General features: G+C 57.8%; 23 protein-coding genes and 1 tRNA gene. 14 read left to right on the top strand and 10 right to left on the bottom strand.

The features are described from left to right. Positions 1–63 precede the first annotated feature (63 nt). The 4 genes from ACM6IV_RS20500 to ACM6IV_RS20485 are packed head-to-tail and all read left to right on the top strand — an operon-like array spanning position 64 to position 2,132. Positions 64–1,014, top strand: coding sequence for an alpha/beta fold hydrolase (locus ACM6IV_RS20500; RefSeq protein WP_414871403.1), 951 nt, complete (start codon positions 64–66; stop codon positions 1,012–1,014). 29 nt (positions 1,015–1,043) lie between these two features. Beyond that, on the top strand, positions 1,044–1,457 hold the full coding sequence (locus ACM6IV_RS20495; RefSeq protein WP_414871402.1) for a hypothetical protein: 414 nt from the start codon (positions 1,044–1,046) through the stop codon (positions 1,455–1,457). A gap of 6 nt (positions 1,458–1,463) precedes the next feature. Further along, the gene (locus ACM6IV_RS20490; RefSeq protein WP_414871401.1) at positions 1,464–1,916 is read left to right on the top strand and encodes a hypothetical protein; all 453 of its coding nucleotides are present in this window, start codon (positions 1,464–1,466) and stop codon (positions 1,914–1,916) included. Positions 1,917–1,961: 45 nt separating this feature from the next. Continuing rightward, the gene (locus tag ACM6IV_RS20485) at positions 1,962–2,132 is read left to right on the top strand and encodes a hypothetical protein (RefSeq protein WP_414871400.1); all 171 of its coding nucleotides are present in this window, start codon (positions 1,962–1,964) and stop codon (positions 2,130–2,132) included. Between the two features lie 99 nt (positions 2,133–2,231). On the opposite strand, the gene gabP is transcribed toward ACM6IV_RS20485, so the two are convergent. Further along, positions 2,232–3,623 (bottom strand): GABA permease, encoded by a 1,392-nt coding sequence (gene gabP, locus ACM6IV_RS20480; RefSeq protein WP_414871399.1) that lies wholly within the window; start codon positions 3,621–3,623, stop codon positions 2,232–2,234. Between the two features lie 553 nt (positions 3,624–4,176). On the opposite strand from gabP, the gene ACM6IV_RS20475 reads away from it, so the two are divergent. From ACM6IV_RS20475 to ACM6IV_RS20440, 8 genes are all read left to right on the top strand, one after another. Beyond that, positions 4,177–4,950 (top strand): ABC transporter ATP-binding protein, encoded by a 774-nt coding sequence (locus ACM6IV_RS20475; protein WP_108224284.1) that lies wholly within the window; start codon positions 4,177–4,179, stop codon positions 4,948–4,950. A gap of 13 nt (positions 4,951–4,963) precedes the next feature. Further along, positions 4,964–5,716, top strand: coding sequence for an ABC transporter substrate-binding protein (locus tag ACM6IV_RS20470; protein WP_414871398.1), 753 nt, complete (start codon positions 4,964–4,966; stop codon positions 5,714–5,716). 77 nt (positions 5,717–5,793) lie between these two features. Continuing rightward, a complete protein-coding gene (locus ACM6IV_RS20465; protein WP_414871397.1) occupies positions 5,794–6,489 on the top strand; it encodes an ABC transporter permease in 696 nt (231 codons plus the stop codon). Further along, on the top strand, positions 6,486–7,175 hold the full coding sequence (locus ACM6IV_RS20460) for an ABC transporter permease (RefSeq protein ID WP_007909164.1): 690 nt from the start codon (positions 6,486–6,488) through the stop codon (positions 7,173–7,175). The genes ACM6IV_RS20465 and ACM6IV_RS20460 overlap by 4 nt, the downstream gene beginning before the upstream one ends. Then, entirely contained in the window at positions 7,156–8,391 is a 1,236-nt protein-coding gene (locus ACM6IV_RS20455; RefSeq protein ID WP_414871396.1) for a methyltransferase, read from the top strand. The genes ACM6IV_RS20460 and ACM6IV_RS20455 overlap by 20 nt, the downstream gene beginning before the upstream one ends. Before the next feature lie 345 nt (positions 8,392–8,736). After that, positions 8,737–9,573: an FkbM family methyltransferase gene (locus ACM6IV_RS20450; RefSeq protein ID WP_414871395.1), complete on the top strand. Its 837-nt coding sequence runs from the start codon at positions 8,737–8,739 to the stop codon at positions 9,571–9,573. Positions 9,574–9,648: 75 nt separating this feature from the next. After that, positions 9,649–9,724 (top strand) — tRNA-Thr (locus tag ACM6IV_RS20445). Positions 9,725–10,111: 387 nt separating this feature from the next. Then, positions 10,112–10,336 (top strand): hypothetical protein, encoded by a 225-nt coding sequence (locus tag ACM6IV_RS20440; RefSeq protein ID WP_414871394.1) that lies wholly within the window; start codon positions 10,112–10,114, stop codon positions 10,334–10,336. Positions 10,337–10,519: 183 nt separating this feature from the next. Here the strand turns inward: ACM6IV_RS20440 and ACM6IV_RS20435 are convergent, their stop codons facing one another. The 3 genes from ACM6IV_RS20435 to ACM6IV_RS20425 form a co-directional block, all read right to left on the bottom strand. Next, entirely contained in the window at positions 10,520–10,945 is a 426-nt protein-coding gene (locus ACM6IV_RS20435; protein WP_414871393.1) for a type II toxin-antitoxin system HicB family antitoxin, read from the bottom strand. A 191-nt stretch (positions 10,946–11,136) separates the two neighbouring features. Continuing rightward, positions 11,137–11,421 carry a helix-turn-helix domain-containing protein gene (locus ACM6IV_RS20430; RefSeq protein WP_016986316.1) on the bottom strand — a complete coding sequence of 95 codons (285 nt, stop codon included), beginning with the start codon at positions 11,419–11,421 and terminating at the stop codon, positions 11,137–11,139. Beyond that, positions 11,411–11,728: a transcriptional regulator gene (locus tag ACM6IV_RS20425; RefSeq protein ID WP_414871392.1), complete on the bottom strand. Its 318-nt coding sequence runs from the start codon at positions 11,726–11,728 to the stop codon at positions 11,411–11,413. Before ACM6IV_RS20425 ends, ACM6IV_RS20430 begins: the two co-directional genes overlap by 11 nt. A gap of 470 nt (positions 11,729–12,198) precedes the next feature. Between ACM6IV_RS20425 and ACM6IV_RS20420 the strand changes: the two genes are divergently transcribed. After that, positions 12,199–12,480, top strand: a complete 282-nt coding sequence (locus tag ACM6IV_RS20420; protein ID WP_414871391.1) for a DUF3077 domain-containing protein — start codon at positions 12,199–12,201, stop codon at positions 12,478–12,480. Positions 12,481–12,522: 42 nt separating this feature from the next. On the opposite strand, the gene ACM6IV_RS20415 is transcribed toward ACM6IV_RS20420, so the two are convergent. The 3 genes from ACM6IV_RS20415 to ACM6IV_RS20405 all read right to left on the bottom strand — a co-directional run bounded on the left by ACM6IV_RS20415 (position 12,523) and on the right by ACM6IV_RS20405 (position 14,425). After that, on the bottom strand, positions 12,523–13,188 hold the full coding sequence (locus tag ACM6IV_RS20415; RefSeq protein ID WP_414871390.1) for an RES family NAD+ phosphorylase: 666 nt from the start codon (positions 13,186–13,188) through the stop codon (positions 12,523–12,525). A gap of 11 nt (positions 13,189–13,199) precedes the next feature. Beyond that, positions 13,200–13,610 carry an MbcA/ParS/Xre antitoxin family protein gene (locus ACM6IV_RS20410; protein WP_414871389.1) on the bottom strand — a complete coding sequence of 137 codons (411 nt, stop codon included), beginning with the start codon at positions 13,608–13,610 and terminating at the stop codon, positions 13,200–13,202. Positions 13,611–13,915: 305 nt separating this feature from the next. Continuing rightward, positions 13,916–14,425, bottom strand: a complete 510-nt coding sequence (locus ACM6IV_RS20405; RefSeq protein ID WP_414871388.1) for a PBECR2 nuclease fold domain-containing protein — start codon at positions 14,423–14,425, stop codon at positions 13,916–13,918. A 443-nt stretch (positions 14,426–14,868) separates the two neighbouring features. Between ACM6IV_RS20405 and ACM6IV_RS20400 the strand changes: the two genes are divergently transcribed. Further along, entirely contained in the window at positions 14,869–15,795 is a 927-nt protein-coding gene (locus tag ACM6IV_RS20400) for a LysR family transcriptional regulator (RefSeq protein ID WP_414871387.1), read from the top strand. Here ACM6IV_RS20400 and ACM6IV_RS20395 read toward each other — a convergent pair. From ACM6IV_RS20395 to ACM6IV_RS20385, 3 genes are read right to left on the bottom strand one after another with little or no spacing between them, the layout of a single operon-like run. Further along, entirely contained in the window at positions 15,712–16,029 is a 318-nt protein-coding gene (locus ACM6IV_RS20395) for an AzlD domain-containing protein (RefSeq protein ID WP_414871386.1), read from the bottom strand. The genes ACM6IV_RS20400 and ACM6IV_RS20395 overlap by 84 nt on opposite strands. After that, positions 16,008–16,724: an AzlC family ABC transporter permease gene (locus ACM6IV_RS20390; protein ID WP_414871385.1), complete on the bottom strand. Its 717-nt coding sequence runs from the start codon at positions 16,722–16,724 to the stop codon at positions 16,008–16,010. Before ACM6IV_RS20390 ends, ACM6IV_RS20395 begins: the two co-directional genes overlap by 22 nt. Then, positions 16,721–17,098 (bottom strand): GNAT family N-acetyltransferase, encoded by a 378-nt coding sequence (locus ACM6IV_RS20385; RefSeq protein ID WP_008080517.1) that lies wholly within the window; start codon positions 17,096–17,098, stop codon positions 16,721–16,723. The genes ACM6IV_RS20390 and ACM6IV_RS20385 overlap by 4 nt, the downstream gene beginning before the upstream one ends. Positions 17,099–17,170 lie beyond the last annotated feature (72 nt).

Raw genomic sequence — 17,170 nt, 5'->3', positions numbered from 1 at the left:
AATGATTGCGTTCGCCCCTCACTGAAGTTCATTCTCGACCCGTCCTCGCCAAGGCCAAGTCACATGAACTCATGCAGCACCGCGTTTTCGCCCGACACCGCGACCGCAGGTGAACCCTTTAAAGAGTCCGCCGCCGACGGTTTTGTACTTGGCGGCTTCACCTGGCATCAGGCCTTGCCCAATAGTCAGCGCCCCGTGGTCATCATCAGCGCCGCCACGTCGGTACGTTGCCGCCACTACTCGCGTTTCGCGGCTTATCTGTTCGCAAACGGCTTCGACGTAATGACCTACGACTACCGCGGCATCGGCGAATCGAGGCGTGGTTCGATAAAAGGCTTGAACGCCTCATGGACAGATTGGGGCGCCCTCGATTTCGAGGCAATGCTCAAACGCGCGCAACGGGAGTTTCCCGGTCAACCCGTCGATGTAATCGGCCACAGCTTCGGCGGTTGTGCGGCGGGGCTGGGCGAGTCCGGGCGGGTTATCCGACGGCTGGTCACCGTCGGCGCGCAGTTCGCCTATTGGCGCGATTACGCCCCCGAACAGCGCTGGCGCATGTTCGGCAAATGGCACGTGATGATGCCGTTGCTGACGCTGTTCTGCGGCTACTTCCCCGGCAAGCGACTCGGCTGGCTGGAAGATACGCCGACCGGCGTTGTACGCGACTGGAGCACGCCTGCCGCGCTTTACGAACGGCGCCCCAGCGGTCGCGCATTAATGAAAAAGACCGGCACCCTGCCCTTCGCCAATGTCCGCGCACAGACGCTGGCGATCAGCATCAGCGACGACCCCTACGGCACCATCCCGGCGATCGAACGCCTGCTCGCTTACTTCGACAACGCTGCGAAAACCCACTTGCGCATCGAGCCGCAGGACATCGGCGAACAACAAGTCGGACATTTCGCCTTTTTTCGCAGCGCATACCAAGCCACACTATGGCCCATCGCTCTGAACTGGCTGCAAACCGGCGCACTGGCCCCCGACACACCCGGGCGGTTAGTCCCGCGCAGCTGAGCCCTTCTCCACGCACGACGGAACACATCATGGCCTCCGCCAACAAGCAGCAAAAACGCGCTACCCGGGCCAAAGCCAAGGCCAAGCAGAACCGCACCAAACGCGCCGAGGCGCCGGTCGAACTGGACCCGAACGATGACCGCATCGATTTCGAGTCGGTGGACCTGACCGAGCTGTTCAAGAAAATGATCGACGCCGAGAAGGTCAGTCAGCAAGCGCTGTGCACCGCCTTCCTCGAAGACCCGTTGCTGGAGCTGGTCTATGAACAGGAAGGCGAAGAAGGCGCGATGGACTTCATCCTCGCCGCGCTGATCGAGTATCGCCAGTGGTCGCAGGAAACCGACGAAGCCGGCGCGCTCGCGTGGATCGAATCCCCGGCCTTCCAGGCCGACTATGTGGCGGCGTCCGACGCGATCGCCGCACAAACCCAACAGAAGAACTGAGTTCCCATGGCATCCCTGAACAAGCAACAGAAACGCGCCAAACGCGCCAAGGCCAAAGCCAAGCACATCCGTATGGTCGGCCGTAAACCGCTGGACCAGGACGAAGACCTCGGCCACCTCGCCGAGCCGATCCCGGATTACACCCTGGCGATGTTCAGCAAAATGCGCGACGCCGAAGCCGTCAGCCGCAACGAGATGCTGCTGACGCTGCTGCGCGAACTGGCCTTCATCATCGTTGATCATCCAGAACTGCTGGACATGGAAAACGCCGAGAACGAAGGCATGGCCGCCACCCACCTGGCCGCCGACATGCTGATCGACTACCGCATGTGGGCCGACGGCATGACCATCGAAGAAGCCCAGGCCTGGCTGAGCGAGCCACAGTTCATCACCGATTTCGGGATTGCGCTGGATGCTTACGGCAAGTCGGTGGAAGACACCGAACCCAAGGCCGAGTAATTTTTTCCGCTTCACGTCCACGCACGATCAGGAAAAGGAAGTCAGATGAAGACAGCAGACTCACGCGAGGACGGGGAAATCCCGAAAACAGAAGACTCAGCAGCAATCCCTAAAAACGAACCCGTTAAATCTCTCAAGCAAACAACTTGGGATGAATGGTTCGACGACGGAGAGAAATGCAGCCCAGACTTCACGCTCTCGCGAGAGCAAAGCTGATCCGGATCTGAAGCGCAGAATATTTCGCCACCGGTAGCACAAATAAAAACGGCCGCTCGTCATCACTGACAGCGGCCGTTGTGCATTACGCGTTGCGGATCAGTTCAACACCACCGCGCCACGTTTTTCCAGCTTGCGACGGCGTGCCACCAGCAAACCGGCAGCCACCACTATCAGGCTCAGCAGGCCGGTCGCGAGGATTTCCACGCGGTGCGCTTCCTGGAACAGCATGATGGTCAGGGCCGCGACGATGAAGATGATCACCGCGTAGGTCAGGCCCGGGAACAGCCACATGCTGAAGACGATTTTCTCGCCGCGTGCCATGCGTTGTTTACGCATGCGCAGTTGCGAGAAGGCGATTACCAGGTACACCAACAGTGCGATCGCGCCGGAGCTGGCCAGCAGGAATTCGAACACCGCCGCCGGAGCCACATAATTGGCGAAGGTGCACAGGAATGCCGCGCCGGTGGACAACATCACTGCCCAGTACGGCGTGCCGCTCTTATTGGTGCGGGTCGACATGGCCGGGGCATCGCCGCGTTTGCCGAGGGAGAAGAGCATGCGCGACGAGGTATACAGCGCCGAGTTCAGGCAGCTTGTTACCGCGACCAGCACGACGATGTCGACGATCATCTTGGCGTTCGGGATGCCCATGCGCTCAAGCACAGTCTGGTAGGAACCGAGGTTGGCCAGCGTCGGATCGTTCCATGGCACCAAAGCCACGACGATGAAGATCGACACGAGGTAGAACAGGCCGATCCGCCAGATCACCGAGTTGGTAGCCTTGGAAATCTGCTTGCCCGGATTCTTCGATTCCGCAGCCGCAATGGTCACGATTTCGGTACCCATGAAGGAGAACATGGTGGTCAGGATTGCGCCCAGCACCGCGCCCATGCCATTGGGCAGGAAGCCGCCGCTGTCAAACAGGTGCGAAACGCCGCTGACCTGGCTGTTCGGCAGGAAACCGAAGATCGCCGCCAGACCGAGGATGATGAAGCCGATGATCGCCAGCACTTTGATCAGCGCAAACCAGAATTCGAACTCGCCGTAATTCTTCACGCTGAACAGGTTGGTCACGGTCAGCAGCAGGGTAATGACCAGAGCGAAGGCCCAGATACCTACGCCCGGGAACCACGCATGGAGGATGGTCGCGGCGGCGTTGGCTTCCAGTGGAATAACCAAGACCCAGAACCACCAGTACAGCCACCCGATGGTGAACCCGGCCCAGTGCCCGATGGCACGGTCGGCGTATGTCGAGAACGAACCGGTGTCCGGCGAGGCAACGGCCATTTCGCCGAGCATGCGCATCACCAGCACCACCAAGGTACCGGCGGCGGCGTAGGCCAGCAGTACGGCCGGGCCTGCAGCAGCGATGGCGTGGCCGGAGCCAACGAACAGACCGGCGCCGATTACACCGGCGATCGACAACATAGTCACATGACGCGGTTTGAGCCCCTGTTCGAGGCCATTGGAGCTTGGGGTACTGCTCATCGAAACTACCTTTGCAAGGAAAGCGATTGCGTCCGGCCCGTCTGGTATTTCCTTCTCGTAAAAAGAAACCAACGGGGCGTTCCGGATTCTGCACGCAATAAATGCGCCAAAATGTTTCAAAGTCTGCTGCGTTGCGGTTCTGCGCGATAACGGACAATCCGCGCAAGTCATTGAGATTAATGGCTATTCGCCAGAACGTTACCCTGCGACTCACTTTCAAGATGAATCAGCGCACCAGAAACACACTGAAAAATGGCGTAACGCACAATAAAAGGGCGAATCCGGAACGTTCGGCCGGATAGCGCTTCCAACACCCCGCCAAAGCTGGCAACATCGCGCCTTTTTTTACGCGACACCCACGGGTTTGCATGATCAAACACCCGTTCGGTTGTTGATGGGGCGACAGTCTGCTGTGCCGATGCGACAACCTGCCACACGCCACCCGTTAACCGCTCGTAGCGCTGTTGGCTGCCATTGAAACGCTATGCTAGCTTGGCCGCCTCGCCAGGAAGGCCATCCAACAGCTGGAGCGCAACATATATGAGGAACGCACATGGCTGAGGCCACGCCCGCGCTTGAAATCCGCAACCTGCACAAACGCTACGGACAGCTTGAGGTGCTCAAAGGCATCTCGCTGACCGCCCGCGACGGCGATGTGATCTCGATCCTCGGTTCCTCCGGTTCCGGCAAGTCCACGTTCCTGCGTTGCATCAACCTGTTGGAAAACCCGCACCAGGGCCAGATTCTGGTGGCCGGCGAAGAACTCAAACTCAAATCCGCCAAAAATGGCGAACTGGTTGCCGCCGACGGCAAGCAGATCAACCGCCTGCGCTCCGAGATTGGTTTTGTGTTTCAAAACTTTAATCTGTGGCCGCACATGAGCATCCTCGACAACATCATCGAGGCACCGCGCCGCGTGCTCGGCCAGAGCAAGGCCGAAGCCATCGAAGTCGCCGAAGCGCTGCTGGCCAAGGTCGGCATCGCCGACAAGCGCCACGCCTATCCGGCGCAATTGTCCGGTGGCCAGCAACAACGCGCAGCGATTGCCCGCACGCTGGCGATGCAACCGAAGGTGATCCTGTTCGACGAACCCACCTCGGCCCTTGACCCGGAAATGGTTCAGGAAGTACTTAGTGTCATCCGCGCACTGGCCGAAGAAGGCCGCACCATGCTCCTCGTGACCCACGAAATGGGCTTCGCCCGTCAGGTCTCCAGCGAAGTGGTGTTCCTTCATCAGGGCCTTATAGAAGAGCAAGGATCGCCTCAGCAGGTGTTCGAAAACCCGCTTTCGGCGCGCTGCAAACAATTCATGTCCAGCAACCGCTAACGGAGCAACATGCATGCAGAATTTTAAAAAGGTCTTCCTGGCCGCCGCCGTCACCCTCGCGTTCAGCGCCGGTGCCATGGCTGAAACCCTGAAGATGGGCATCGAAGCGGCCTACCCGCCGTTCAATAACAAAGACGCCAGCGGTCAAGTGGTCGGCTTCGACAAGGAAATCGGCGACGCCCTGTGCGCGAAGATGAAAGCCGAGTGCACCGTGGTCACGTCCGACTGGGACGGCATCATCCCGGCCCTCAACGCCAAGAAGTTCGACTTCCTGATCTCCTCGCTGTCAATCACCGAAGAGCGCAAAGCGGCGGTGGACTTCACCGACCCGTACTATTCGAACAAGCTGCAGTTCATCGCACCGAAAAACGTCGACTTCAAAACCGACAAGGACTCGCTCAAGGGCAAGACCATTGGTACCCAGCGTGCGACGCTGGCCGGCACCTGGCTGGAAGACACCTACGGCGATGACATCAAAGTCAGCCTCTACGATACCCAGGAAAACGCCTACCTCGACCTGACCTCCGGTCGTGTCGACGCGATCCTCGCCGACAAGTACGCCAACTATGACTGGCTGAAAACCGACGCCGGCAAGAATTACGAGTTCAAGGGTGACCCGGTTGTAGAAAGCGACAAGATCGGCATCGCCGTGCGCAAGGGTGACAACGAACTGCGCAACAAGCTGAACGCCGCGCTGAAGGAAATCGTCGCTGACGGTACCTACAAAAAAATCAACGACAAGTACTTCCCGTTCAGCATCTATTGATCTGACCTGTGGGACTGGCGCCGTGATCGAGCGGCGCCGGCTCCCGACTTTGCCTGCCGCAATTTGAACAGAAACCCATGATTATCGACCTCTACGGATTCGGCCCGGCCCTCGCTGCCGGCGCGCTGATGACCGTCCAACTGGCCCTCACCGCCCTGATCCTGGGACTGGTGCTCGGCCTGCTCGGCGCCTTGGCCAAGACTTCCCCGTACAAGCCGCTGCAGTGGCTTGGCGGCACTTACTCCACGTTGGTACGTGGGATCCCGGAATTGCTCTGGGTGCTGTTGATCTACTTCGGTACGGTCAACCTGATGCGCGCCCTCGGTGAGTACTTCGGCAACCCCGATCTGCAGCTCAACGCCTTCGCCGCCGGTGTCATCGCACTGGGCCTGTGCTTCGGCGCTTACGCCACGGAAGTGTTCCGCGGTGCGATCCTCGCCATTCCCAAGGGCCACCGTGAGGCCGGCCAGGCCCTGGGCCTGTCGAAATGGCGGATCTTCACCCGGCTGATCATGCCGCAGATGTGGCGGATCGCTCTGCCCGGCCTGGGCAATCTGTTCATGATCCTTATGAAAGACACGGCGTTGGTATCCGTGATCGGCCTGGAAGAAATCATGCGTCACGCACAAATCGGCGTGACCGTGTCGAAACAACCGTTCACCTTCTATATGGTCGCCGCCATCATGTACCTGGGCCTGACCGTGCTGGCGATGACCGGCATGCACTTCCTGGAAAAACGCGCCGCTCGCGGCTTTGCGAGGAGCGCTCAATGAACTGGGAAGTCATCATCAAGTGGCTGCCGAAACTGGCGCAGGGCGCGACCCTGACCCTGGAACTGGTCGCCATCGCGGTGATCGCCGGTCTGCTGCTGGCCATTCCGCTGGGCATCGCCCGCTCTTCGAAGCTGTGGTACGTGCGCTCGCTGCCCTACGCCTACATCTTCTTTTTCCGTGGCACGCCGTTGCTAGTTCAGCTGTTCCTGGTTTATTACGGCCTGGCGCAGTTCGACGCGGTGCGTGAAAGCGCATTGTGGCCGTACCTGCGCGATCCATTCTGGTGCGCCACGGTGACCATGACCCTGCACACGGCGGCGTACATCGCCGAGATTCTGCGCGGGGCAATTCAGGCGATTCCACCCGGCGAAATCGAAGCGGCGCGGGCGTTGGGCATGTCCAAGCCGAAAGCGATGTTTTACATCATCCTCCCGCGTGCGGCGCGCATCGGCCTGCCGGCGTACAGCAACGAAGTGATCCTGATGCTCAAGGCCAGTGCGCTGGCCAGCACCGTGACCTTGCTGGAACTGACCGGCATGGCGCGTACGATCATTGCTCGCACCTATCTGCCAGTGGAGATCTTCTTCGCGGCAGGCGTGTTCTATCTGCTGATGGCTTACGTGCTCGTACGCGGCTTCAAGCTGCTGGAGCGCTGGCTGCGCGTCGATGCCTGCCAAGGGCGCTGACATTTCCCACGTGCTGACGGGCGAGGACTTACTCGCCCGTTTCACGGCGCTGGATGCTTTTTTGATTGAGCATCAGGCGCTGTGGAAACCTCGTCCATTCACTCACCTACAACTTCCATGGGAAGCGTCCTACCCGGAACTGGCCTTATGGCTACGCGGGCGGTCGCTGGAAGAGGCGGAAAACGCTCACAACCACCCTGCTGATCTTGCTGATGCGCCGGAGCCGTTCGCTTCATTGGCGGCGTTGTCGGCTGAGCTGAGTGCTGTTGGTGAGTTGCCGGGGCATGCGGTGGAAGCTGCGGGCCATCGACTGAATGTCGACGTGCCGGGACGCAAGTGGCAGCAGATCGAGGTGTTTGCCAGTCGATTGTCCTTTGCTTCGCAGCCGACGCACTGGCTGGATTGGTGCTCGGGCAAGGGTCATTTGGGTCGGCGCTTGTTGGGTTTGGGGCAGCAACTGACTTGCGTTGAATACGATCCGCTTTTGGTCGCCAGCGGTCAGGCGCTGAGTCAGCGTCATCACTTACATGCACTGCATGTCGAACAGGATGTGCTTGCGGCGGACGCCCCAGCCATATTGAACGCAGGCCACACGCCCGTCGCGCTCCACGCCTGCGGCGATCTGCACGTGCGCTTGATGCAACTGGCGAGCGCTGCCGGCTGCCGGCAAATGGCGATCGCGCCTTGCTGTTACAACCGCATCAGTCGCAGCGAGTATCAGGCATTGTCCTCGGCCAGTTCGAGATCACGCCTACAACTCTCGCTCGAAGATCTGGCGCTGCCGATGAGCGAAACCGTCACCGCCGGAGCCCGCGTCCGACGTCAGCGTGACACCTCGATGGCCCGTCGTCTGGCCTTTGACCTGCTGCAACGGCAAGTGCGCGGCTTCGACGAATACCTGCCGACGCCCTCCCTGCCCAGCGCCTGGCTGGAAAAACCGTTCGTTGATTACTGTCGCGATCTGGCTGCGCTGAAAGAGTTATCCACAATCGGTTCGCCAGATTGGCCCGCACTCGAAGCAGCCGGTTGGCAGCGGTTGGCCGAAGTTCGCAACTTGGAATTGCTTCGCGGATTGTTCCGACGGCCGCTGGAGCTTTGGCTGAATCTGGATCGGGCACTTTTCCTCGCAGAACAGGGATATGTCGTACGCCTCGGCACCTTCTGCGAAGCCCCCCTCACACCACGTAACCTGCTGCTGTTGGCCGAACGCGAATAATTCATCGACTTCCTGTGGATAACTCTGTTGATGAATTCTTCGTGGATCCAATATCCATGCCTGTTTCGAGCCCTTAACAGCACTGGTCATTTTTTGTTCACATTGATAAAAAACCAATAAAACAGGGATTTGCGAACAAAATGAGAACGCGTCCACAAATAACCGCCTAAGCATGGTCTCGTGCCAGCCCGTTGTGCATAAGCCGTCAATCAAAACGACATAACCGCTGAAATTCACCGGTTCGAAGCGAATAATTGCGGCGCATCGCCAGCCTTGCTATACAAGTCCACAGCGTGCCGCCAGCGCGTCTCCAAACAAGAACAATCAGACCGACAGGAAGCGACCGTGACGTTCATTTCTTATGCGCAAAATTTTGAAGACGTCCGCTTGTGGCGCGCGCTTAAACAGTTCGAGCACGGTTTCTACATCGACGTCGGCGCCAACGACCCCAGCCACGACTCTGTCACCAGAGCCTTCTACGACCACGGCTGGCACGGCGTTAATCTCGAGCCGATGCAAAACTACTACGACGCACTCTGCCAACAACGCCCGCGCGACGCCACCGTCCAATGCATCGCCAGCGACCAAACCGGCGAAACGACCTTCTACGGCATTCCCGGCACAGGCCTGTCCACCGCCGACCCCGCCGTCGCCCAGCAACGCAAAGATCTCGGCATGAACGTGCAGAGCCTCACGATCAAGGCGCGTACGCTGACCTCGATCTGCGAACAATACGCCGCCGACCGCCCGATCCATTTCCTCAAAATCGACGTGGAAGGCCACGAAGAAACCGTCCTGCGTGGCATGGACTTCAGTCGCTTCCGCCCTTGGGTCATCGTCGTCGAAACCCCATGGCTGCGCGATCACACGTGGGAACACCTGATCACCGACGCAGGCTATCAATCGATCCTGTTCGACGGCCTCAACACCTGGTTCCTCGCCGACGAACACCACAACCTCAAACCCGCGTTCGACATCCCGCCGTGCAACCTCGACAACTTCCAACTGTGCAAAGGCCACGCCTTCGCTCACCCGATCAGCGCCAGCGAAGTCGACACCGCCCAACAACTGGCCAACGCTCTGCAACGCGCCGAACAGGCCGAAGCGCAACTGGCGGCCCTGCAAAACAGCCGCACATTGAAGGCGCTGCAAACACTGCGAAATGTGCTGCGCAGGGCTTGATTTGCAAAGATGCAAAAATAGTCAGAATTCAGGGGTTTACAGAAATTATCCAGTCGCTATAATCGTCGCCCACACGCCGGTATAGCTCAGTTGGTAGAGCAACTGACTTGTAATCAGTAGGTCCCGGGTTCGACTCCTGGTGCCGGCACCATACAAAACAAAGCCCCTGCAGAAATGCAGGGGCTTTGTTGTTTGTGGCGTTTGAATAGGGAAGCGCAATAGCCGAGCAGTCACTGCTTTGTCCCTCAGCCTGTGAGCGGTGCCCCCTCTCAAGATCTAAAAAGATCTTTTGAATAGATCGACAATCCACCACAAGACCGCCTGACTTCATCATCCTGCAAAAATCCTCGCCCATAGAGACAACGAAATCCTGAAGAAACTCCACTCAGTCCCTTGTCAGCCGTTGAGATCTCGAACTGTCCCACCGCCAGTATTCAAGCTTGCTGGTCCGTTACAAGTTGATACGCGAAGTTGGTTTTGACGCGGAAATTTACGCATAAACTCGCTGCCACGGACAACGTCACCCACGGAGCAAGTGATGTCAAAACGAAAAAACGCCATGGAAATCCGCGAAGCATTTGAGGAGGCCGGGCACTCACTCTCGTTATTCATCAACTTGTGTACATCCGACGTGCAACTCACCCAACGCAGCAAATTGGCCTTGTCTGCCTATGGCAAAACCTGCATGAAGAGCTTTGAAGACGCCGAAAGCGGGTTGCGAAGTCTAGATGAGACACGAGACGACTTCATTGACCATCGCTGATTTCCTCCTTCAATTGCTTAAGGAAGGCTACGGACAGGTTGCTGACTTTGCCTAAGTAAAAGCGGTCAGCTACCAAATTGAACATTAATGAGTCTGCTGTAAAAAACACCGGATACCTCGTTTTCCGAACAGATTCTCTGAAGTTGAGGCTATTGCGGCGTTTCCCAACGTTAAATGCGGAACCTACGCTGCTTCAACCGAAAGCGAAATCCTTCGCCCAAGCTGCTGCAACATACGCTCAACATTCTCGATCTTGGAGTGGTGCAGAAAATCTACCAATCGATCTACCTGCGGCCGTTGCACGCCGAGACGACGCGCCAGTTCGGCTTTGCTCACACCGGACTCCAAAAGCGAATTCCAAAGCGCAACCTTCGCCGCTGTCAGCGCAGGCAGACGCAACACGACGTCACTTTCCCGTTCTTCCGCCTGTCCCGTCGGAATCAATCGGCGATCATCGACGTATATCGACAGGGCGGTCTCGATGGCATCGATAGCACTGTCGAGCGCCTGTTCAAGGGTGTCGCCAACGGCGTGCATCTCTGGAGTTTCTGCGCAGGACAACCAGACACTGTCCGGCTCTTCATGAACTTCCAACGCATATTCGAACATCACGATTCCTCTCATGGGGTACAGCTGAGGAGAATTGGAGACAGACCACGTTTTTCAATTAATAGAGAGCTGCAACCTGAATTCTTTTTTACGATTTTGGTGCCGACGCCATACAAAACGAAGTCTCTGCAGAAATGCAGGGGCTTCGTTGTTTTCTGTAGCAGAAGTCTGCCCAAAGGTTTTAAGTGGTATCAAGCAGGATGCAGATCCCGCAAAGCTTCAGGATGCTGACTGGCAACCCTCAGAAGAGTTTGCGCCGCACCAGTCGGCTGCCTGCGACCTTGCTCCCAATCCTGCAAAGTCCGCAGACTCACACCGATCAGTTTGGCAAACGCACTTTGAGAAACGCCCACTTTGGCACGTGCTTCTGCTGCCGCAGAGAGCGGCACTTGAGTCACGCGCGCAGCCTTTCCAGCCTTCATCTGACGTACAGATTCCAGCAAGTCCTGCTGGAATTGCTCCAGTTCATCGACCATCGCTGATTTCCTCCTTCAGTTGCTTAAGGAAGGCTAAGGGCAAATCGTCAAACTTTGCCTTGGTGTAGGCAATGAGTAACCAGATCGAGCCTTCAGAAAGCGTATTGTAATAGATGACCCGTGTACCGCCTCGTTTACCCATGCCGCTACGAGTCCAGCGCACCTTGCGCAAACCTCCACTGCCCGGCACGACATCACCAGCCAGAGGATTTGCAGCAAGCCAATTTATAAATTCATGGCGCTCACCATCGACCCATATGGCGTCTGCATAGCGCTTGAACATTTCCGTTTCGATGATTGTATACATGAACCTGACTATACGGCTACGCCGTACAAACAAACCATAAACGTTTATAGGGACAGATCGACGAAATGCATGGCGCGAAGCCTTGAAATCTGTTGTAACGACAAGCCACTACTAGCCACCGTTGCTCATTCGCCCCTCGCAAAGCTACCGTTCAGTTCGTCGCTGCCAATTCAGCGACCGGGCCTGAGAACCCGCGTAAGATACAGGCGCACCAGCGCCCCAAACCACGATTGCCGACGCTGTTTTAGTGTCCGCATTCACGTGCAATGGCGGCTGTGCGTGGGAGACCTTCGGGTCTGCCGGGTTCCTGTATCTCCGGTTTCTCAGCCTGCGCATAGCTGCCACCCTTTCGCCTGAGAACGAAAATGGCAGCTCTCATTTGATACAGGGAGTTCACAAATGAAAGCCATTGATCCGTCAGCACACCGGTCACTTCACGTCCGTCCATCTCGAACGGCAGGTGAAGCGAAATGACCCACTCTCCAGATCTGAAAACCCTCGGCCTCACCCACTTTTCCTTCCAATCCAATCAAGCGATGTTCCGCACCAATCGTGGTGTGCCGGTAATCACCGCCCTTTCCCACGCCTCGCACTTGCTTCACATTTCACGACTGCTCACTGCGGACACTTCGGTCTCGCGCGATCCTGATCTTCACGCTTATGCCTCGCAGTATTTGCAGGAATTGAGCAAGGCGCTGATCGATGATGTGGTGAAAGTGATGGATGCGCCGCCGGACAAACCGTTGATGTAAACACCGGTGTAAGGCCCTCGCCGATGCGAGGGCTTTTGCGTTTCAGACCTGACTGATTTCAAGCACAAACGAAATCTTCTGCTGAATCGCACTCCACACATAGCGCAAATGCTTGCCCTGCTTTGGAATCGATACGGCTGGCGGGCGAAACGCGGCGATACATTCATGGCCTGGCAGGCGGACGCTGTTGTAGAGCAGGCCCCAGGATTCGGACTCGCGCAGTTGTCGGGCAAACACCTGTGACGGACCGTAGGCGTCCGGATCGGGCTGATGTAATTCGGGAAAGTCATGACGAACGTCGTGTAACGGCTTAACCACCCGATTGACGTAAGTACGCATGGTCAACTCAAGATCCGCTTCTTGGGTCGCCGCAAGAAATCGTTCCTGGTGATAACAGGTCTCGGCGATGGCCGCGGCCTGGCTGCTGGCGGCGTAGTAAACGCCGAAGGTGCCATCGGTGAAGCGGCTGCTTTTGCCGATGTGGGTAAACGCTGCCATTACCGGGCTTGAACCGGGGCCGGAGAGTCGGTCTTCGGGGCGCACGCGGGCGAGTATGCCGGCCTGCTCGATCAGGCGATCATTGGTGAGTGCTTCCAGCGCGTAGGCGATTTCCAGGTCCTCGGGGTCGAGCACATCTTCGAACAATGCAATCGGCGGGAAGCTGCTGTTGACGATCCGGTAGGCTCGCGGCCACGCTACATCAACCAAGTCGGGCGCCTTCAACCACGCACCCCATCAAGGTAGCGACGCACATCCGCGATGTCGACCACGCGTCCGGCCAGCATGTAATCCAGCGCCGTTTGGCCATTGAACGGCGCCGCCGTGTTCGGGCTGCTGACCCACGTGTAAGCGCGCTCGCGGCTGTTGCTGAAGATGATGCTCAACGCCTTGTGAATGCCCATCAGGTACGAGATGCGCTCCAGCGTGTCATGCGGCAGGCGTATGTTGGCCGGCAGGTGTTTGTACTTGTAGAACGTGGTGTTGCCGACGCCGCCCAGCAACGTGCGCTGCTGCTCGGCGTTGCAACCCCAGCGCTCCATGAGGTTGAAGAAGAACTTCAACGCAACGCGCCCGGCTTCGGGGACGTCGAGTTGTTCACGCGGGGTTAGTGCTGGGGATGAGGTTGGCATGTTAGTCCTTCGTAGCTGTCAAGCAAACTGAGCGTAGTACATATATGAATATTTTCCATTAAATTATTCGTATACGAATAACACCCCCAAAACCCAGGTTGACACTGCAACGTTGCGTGGCAGAGAATCTGGCCAAGAGCGCGAAACCGACTGCCTTCAGGTGGCGATAGTCGGCGTTAGGAACCCCGTTGATGACCTGAAAATCAGCGCTCGGGTGAGACCTCTTCTCCCCTGCTTGAGGGAGCACAATATCAAGCAAATCCATGTGAAGGGCAGCCTGAGAAGGCTGCCCTTTTTTGTTTGAGCTACCGGTGCCGTCGATATAACAGCTCACCATGCCTATGCTTGTTTAGACCTTTCTTGTCACAGTTCATGAAATTCCAGAGTACATTGCCGCGCTCAACATGAACCACTACCAACATCTGGTATCTCGCGTTGTAAGCACCGATGAAGGAAAGTCGAAACGAGGTGTCATCGTAGGAAGCCCGCCATATCTCGAAGGGCCTCGTCAGAGTATCTCGGGCAAATTCGGTGAAGCGCTCACGGGCATTCGAGCGTTTTTCCACCGTATGAAGCAAATGCTCACGCTTCACCAAAATCGGCACATAAGGTGTTTCGATCAGAACAGCCTCCAGACCGTGACCAAGTCCAAAACCTGTGGCAACTTGCTCCCACGCTGCAGTGAGGCTCGATGCACCCGGAAGTTCTCTAACCGCGTAAATCAGAAGTCTGGTGTCAATATCGCGAATATCCGGCAATCCCAGATCTTTCCAGCTTTTCTGGTCCGGTAACGCCCTGCTCCCCTGCAAACTCATGGCATCGACTCGCTAGCTTCGCGGATGCCGGCATTGCCTGGATATCCATGACCTCGGACTCAACGTCCCGAAAATAACTGCCTGATATTTCAGCCCCTTCTGCTTTGGCGGTAAATCAGCCCGTTCGCTCTGTTCTATAGGAGGCTTCCGACAGTAGTGAAAAACAGTGGCGTTTCGGCGTGAGAAACAACTCGAAATGGTGTAGTCCGAAGGCGTAAAAAAAATGCCCGACTCGTCCGAGTCGGGCACTTTTCTTGACCCCAATCACCCCCACGTCACCAAAAACCCCGATCCTGTGTCAGCCTCCAGCCATCGGCGAGGACATCAATTCGCTACTAAACCCGCGACAACTATGCTCAGGTACAGGAATATAGCCAGCATATGGCGCCTGACCGGCCGTCTCGTAAACAACAATACCCAGCCCACTTCAGAGGGCATTACCCATGGATAGCAGAACCTTACGCAACCTCATGCGCATCGTGCAGACCGGCTCGTTGTCGGCCGCAGCCGAACATTCGTGCCTGACTGTGCAGGCCCTGGCCGCGCAGTTGAACAAGGTCGAAGAGCAGTTCGGTTTCCGCTTGTTTCGACGCTCCAACAAAGGCCTGACGCTGACGCCGCAAGGCACTGAGCTCACGCCCTACATGGACAAAGTGCTGATTGCCACACGACAGATGGAAGAGAAGGTCGCAGCACTGAAAGTGCCGGGCCAGCGCACGTTGAAGGTTGCGTTGAACAACACCTTGGCGGCTGACTTCAACCGGCGAATGATCGGACGCCTGATCGAGGTGTTTCCCGATTACCAGATGGAATTCAGCTACGCCGAGTCGATGGAAAACCTCAGCAAGCTGAAGAACGAGGACTTTGACCTCGCGGTGCTGATCGGCCCGCAGCGTCCGGGTCTGCCGAGTATCGTCCTGCCGGATGTGCAGGTGCAGGTGGTCGGTGCCCATTGCGGGCAAGAAAACGATCCGCTGACCTTGCTGGGCGACAAGTTTCAGGTGCGTCCTGCGGAAGATTGTCCGTATTCCCACAGCTTTTTGCGTTTTCTCGATGCGGGGCTGGGCAATCACGAGAACGGCCAGCGCATGGTCTATTCCTGCAGCGAAACCCTGACGCTGTCGTTGATCACGCAGATGGATGCGGTCGGCATGGTTTCGCGTGACGCCGCGCAAAAGAACGGCCTGACGATTTTTCCCGGGTTCGAGGATTTCCTCGAAGTGCGCCTGGCGGTGAACAATCCGGAGTTGTCCAACCAGGCACTCAACGATGTCGTCGACTTGCCACTACATGAACGAGCCGAGCGCAATGTACGCAGCCGTCCCAACCGCCACACTGAGAAAGAGGTTTTTGCTGAAATACGCACATAACAACGTCGGAATCGCAGCATAGAATTCCGGGCGATCGAGCTGTATGTGCTGATCCTTGACCAACAGGGGTGTCAGGCTGATCGCAGCGACGATCGCCACCGGCAAGTATTCCAGCGCCCGCGCAACGAATGGCGGCCAGTGCTCGGTATTGACTTGCAGGGGCAATGCCCGTGGCAGGAAGGTCACGGCCATCATCAGCGCGACCACCAGAATCAGGAACGTTTGGTCAGGCATACACCCACTCCGCAGCCCACAAACGTGGCGATAAACACATTGAACGGCGAACTGCCGACCAGACTTAGCGCGCCCATGCACAGCACGGCAGCAGCGGCCGCGATGAGCTTGTTGCGGGTATTGCACAGCGACACCAGTACATAGAGCATCATCGCCGTCAGGGCATAGTCGAGCTGATATTTGATCAGGTGCGCCGCGTACTGCGCACAGACCGCACCAAGCAAACCGCCGAGCACCCACGAGGTGTGGCAGAACAGGTTGAAGCCGATCAGGTAGCGCACGTTGACCGGCGCGCCGGTGCCGAGTTTGACGCTGTGGAACGCGAAGGATTCATCCGTCAAGCCACCGGCGTAAGCCCAGCGCTCCATACGACTCAAACCGAGCGCGCGCAGGGCCTTGGCCATATACACCGACATCAGCATGTGCCGCGCGTTGATCAAGAACGTGGTCAACACAATGGTGGTCAGCGAGGCGCCGCTGGAGATCAGCGCCAGCGCGGCGAATTGCGAAGCGCCGGCGTAGACGAACAAGCACATCGCCACCGGCAGCCACATCGGCAACCCGGCGTTGACGGCCATCAACCCGAACACGAATGACACCGTGAAGTAGCCGGCCACCACCGGGCTGGCTTCGGCGAACGTGCGCGATGGCGGATGAGCAGCCATCAGCGGCGCACTGCCGGACGTTTCATTCATAGATCCCTCTCAAATGTCCGTTCGCCATGGGGCTCGCAAAACCCCTGGGCAGTCCAGAATCGCTTGCCCGCGAGGTTAGCATCGTCGACAAACAGAAACATCCGCAACACGCCGACACGCTTCATGTCGGACGACGCCGCTTCAACCAGTCGTTGACCGACGCCCTGGCTGCGATAGCGCGGGCTGACCGCCAGATGATTGATCGTGCCGCGACTGCCGAGCATGCCGCCGAGCACCGCGCCGACGATTTCGCCGGCGACGTCGAAGGCGAGATAGGCCGTGGTGGTCTTCTGGATCAGCACGCCGCGCAGGCACTTGGCGTCCTGCCATTCGCAGAAGGACACTTCGTCGAACTGGCGGAAGAAGCGCTCCATGCGCTGCGCATCCTTGGCCGTGGCGCGTCGCAGCACCACCGGCGTCGAGCACTCGACGCCGTCGATTGGGGT

This window comes from Pseudomonas sp. IT-347P, assembly GCF_949768005.1.
In the GTDB taxonomy this organism is placed as follows: domain Bacteria; phylum Pseudomonadota; class Gammaproteobacteria; order Pseudomonadales; family Pseudomonadaceae; genus Aquipseudomonas.
Note: the sequence above shows the minus strand (reverse complement) of the source record. Positions and strands in the feature narration are given on the sequence as shown.

Coding starts and splice junctions, on each gene's coding strand:
- ACM6IV_RS20420 (WP_414871391.1), top strand. CDS start 12,199: ATGACCCACTCTCCAGATCTGAAAACCCTCGGCCTCACCCACTTTTCC.
- ACM6IV_RS20425 (WP_414871392.1), bottom strand. CDS start 11,728: ATGTATACAATCATCGAAACGGAAATGTTCAAGCGCTATGCAGACGCC.
- ACM6IV_RS20405 (WP_414871388.1), bottom strand. CDS start 14,425: ATGAGTTTGCAGGGGAGCAGGGCGTTACCGGACCAGAAAAGCTGGAAA.
- ACM6IV_RS20485 (WP_414871400.1), top strand. CDS start 1,962: ATGAAGACAGCAGACTCACGCGAGGACGGGGAAATCCCGAAAACAGAA.
- ACM6IV_RS20435 (WP_414871393.1), bottom strand. CDS start 10,945: ATGTTCGAATATGCGTTGGAAGTTCATGAAGAGCCGGACAGTGTCTGG.
- ACM6IV_RS20400 (WP_414871387.1), top strand. CDS start 14,869: ATGGATAGCAGAACCTTACGCAACCTCATGCGCATCGTGCAGACCGGC.
- ACM6IV_RS20410 (WP_414871389.1), bottom strand. CDS start 13,610: ATGCCAACCTCATCCCCAGCACTAACCCCGCGTGAACAACTCGACGTC.
- ACM6IV_RS20490 (WP_414871401.1), top strand. CDS start 1,464: ATGGCATCCCTGAACAAGCAACAGAAACGCGCCAAACGCGCCAAGGCC.
- ACM6IV_RS20395 (WP_414871386.1), bottom strand. CDS start 16,029: ATGCCTGACCAAACGTTCCTGATTCTGGTGGTCGCGCTGATGATGGCC.
- ACM6IV_RS20430 (WP_016986316.1), bottom strand. CDS start 11,421: ATGGTCGATGAACTGGAGCAATTCCAGCAGGACTTGCTGGAATCTGTA.
- ACM6IV_RS20385 (WP_008080517.1), bottom strand. CDS start 17,098: ATGGAGCGCTTCTTCCGCCAGTTCGACGAAGTGTCCTTCTGCGAATGG.
- ACM6IV_RS20440 (WP_414871394.1), top strand. CDS start 10,112: ATGTCAAAACGAAAAAACGCCATGGAAATCCGCGAAGCATTTGAGGAG.
- ACM6IV_RS20455 (WP_414871396.1), top strand. CDS start 7,156: ATGCCTGCCAAGGGCGCTGACATTTCCCACGTGCTGACGGGCGAGGAC.
- ACM6IV_RS20465 (WP_414871397.1), top strand. CDS start 5,794: ATGATTATCGACCTCTACGGATTCGGCCCGGCCCTCGCTGCCGGCGCG.
- gabP (WP_414871399.1), bottom strand. CDS start 3,623: ATGAGCAGTACCCCAAGCTCCAATGGCCTCGAACAGGGGCTCAAACCG.
- ACM6IV_RS20390 (WP_414871385.1), bottom strand. CDS start 16,724: ATGAATGAAACGTCCGGCAGTGCGCCGCTGATGGCTGCTCATCCGCCA.
- ACM6IV_RS20495 (WP_414871402.1), top strand. CDS start 1,044: ATGGCCTCCGCCAACAAGCAGCAAAAACGCGCTACCCGGGCCAAAGCC.
- ACM6IV_RS20475 (WP_108224284.1), top strand. CDS start 4,177: ATGGCTGAGGCCACGCCCGCGCTTGAAATCCGCAACCTGCACAAACGC.
- ACM6IV_RS20460 (WP_007909164.1), top strand. CDS start 6,486: ATGAACTGGGAAGTCATCATCAAGTGGCTGCCGAAACTGGCGCAGGGC.
- ACM6IV_RS20470 (WP_414871398.1), top strand. CDS start 4,964: ATGCAGAATTTTAAAAAGGTCTTCCTGGCCGCCGCCGTCACCCTCGCG.
- ACM6IV_RS20500 (WP_414871403.1), top strand. CDS start 64: ATGAACTCATGCAGCACCGCGTTTTCGCCCGACACCGCGACCGCAGGT.